This window comes from bacterium, assembly GCA_013360195.1.
Taxonomy (GTDB): domain Bacteria; phylum Electryoneota; class RPQS01; order RPQS01; family RPQS01; genus JABWCQ01.
In genome coordinates this window covers 1-1,594 of record JABWCQ010000046.1, presented here as the reverse complement: position 1 = coordinate 1,594, position 1,594 = coordinate 1, and the positions used below count along the sequence as shown (strand labels likewise).

The 1,594-nt window shown below is 53.8% G+C and carries 2 protein-coding genes; both read right to left on the bottom strand.

Features of this window, described 5'->3' with window-relative positions; all coding sequences use genetic code 11:
• Positions 1-238 precede the first annotated feature (238 nt).
• The gene (locus tag HUU59_13570) at positions 239-679 is read right to left on the bottom strand and encodes a hypothetical protein (protein ID NUO20470.1); all 441 of its coding nucleotides are present in this window, start codon (positions 677-679) and stop codon (positions 239-241) included.
• 341 nt (positions 680-1,020) lie between these two features.
• A partial coding sequence (locus HUU59_13565; GenBank protein NUO20469.1) for an RHS repeat-associated core domain-containing protein occupies positions 1,021-1,594 on the bottom strand: 574 nt, incomplete at its 5' end.

Sequence of the window (1,594 nt, the reverse complement as noted above, 5' to 3'; positions counted from 1 at the left end):
CTGCGAGTGATTGTACACGAAGCGCACCGCCTCCACCGGGGCGCTCTTGTTGACCTCGTCCTCCGTCACAACCCGCGTCACGTTCCCCTGCGCGTTATATTACTCCGGTCATCAAATAGTTTACATCGCGTATGGCGAACCGTAGAGATTACAGCATGACTCGACGATTCGAGGAGTTCTGAGTGTAAACTATTGGTTCTCATCCCCCTTACATCTCCCGAGGGGTGTTCAACTTTGGTTATGGCGCCACGCGGTTGTCCCATCGCCGCCACACTTTTTCCAGTTCCTCGATATTGTAGGGTCGCCCACACTCAGGACAGACATGACATTCAGGCAGACCGTTCAAGCAGTATCCACAATACACACAGACCCAAGGCATCCATCGACTAATGCGTGCAAGATACCGTCGCTTCGATCTTCGGAAGAGCCATCTGAATGTCAGACCAAAAAACATCTGGAAGACACCGACCATGAGCCAGCATATCAACGGCAATCCAAATAGAAAAGTGGGCCTAAGAAGCAGCAGGCCGAACAAGACGCTGACATAAAGAGTCGCCAGCGCAACGTACAACTTTGCTGCGCGGCGCTCAAAGCGAAGATGTCTCCAGAAGGCAGGCGGAATACCAAGAGGAGGATCCCCTTTGAGGAGTTGATAGGGACCGAACGTGTCCGTAGGCATTCGGCGTTCTCCTTCTCCCCGAGACGACATCACAACTCCCGAACCTTTCTCAGAACTCTTTTTATGGCTTTACCCATTGCGAACAGAATGCGTCTCTTTCGATGGATTGCAGCCGCCCCTCAGTAGCGTTAACCATAGCGTCCCGGCTTTAGGATAGATTTTACTGTCCTCTCGTAGCATGTACGCCAGTGTGACGAATCGCCCATGGTTATCGACCTCGGGGCTTCACTGCCTGATTATTTTTGTCACTTGGCCGCCAAGGCAGGCATTCCAAGAGCAGTACGGCGTTTTGTCCAGCACCACACATGGCTTGCCTCTTCTTCCGCCTGTAGCGGTTCACCTTACTGATCATATCGATTTCTTGGATGGTTTGGACAGTTGCTATTCTGATCACATTTCAGGCCGGGGTTAAGGGGACACCAGCCCGGCTCGTGCGGAGACGCTTTGACGCCCGGCAAGGGACTTTTCTTGAATTGATCAATTGTCTTAATTGATGGTCCAGGCTCGGGACCAGAGTTGTCCATGACGTCTGAGATGTCGTCTATAACGTCTTCAACACCATCCCAAACGGTTTCGCCCCCCGACATTGCCAATCCAAGCAAACCAATAGCGGTCCCCCAGGGGGTGGGACCAAGATAGATTCCTACGCCGCACAGGATTACCCCGACGGCCTTCGTTTTCTTGGATTTCAGTATTCCAGGCGCTTCGAGCCCATTCGGGTCAAAGGAGTCAGCAGGATGCCCAGACACGTACAAGTACACATTCAACCCACCGAGTATCCCGATCGGATCCCTCTGCAGGAACCTTCCCGTGCCGGGGTCATAATACCGCCAGCCGACGTGGAGGAATTGCACGGGGTCGCCGTTGGGGACGTCGTGGGCCTGGTAGCCCCAGCTTCCGGCGTAGCCGTAGCGC

Coding starts and splice junctions, on each gene's coding strand:
- HUU59_13570 (NUO20470.1), bottom strand. CDS start 679: ATGCCTACGGACACGTTCGGTCCCTATCAACTCCTCAAAGGGGATCCT.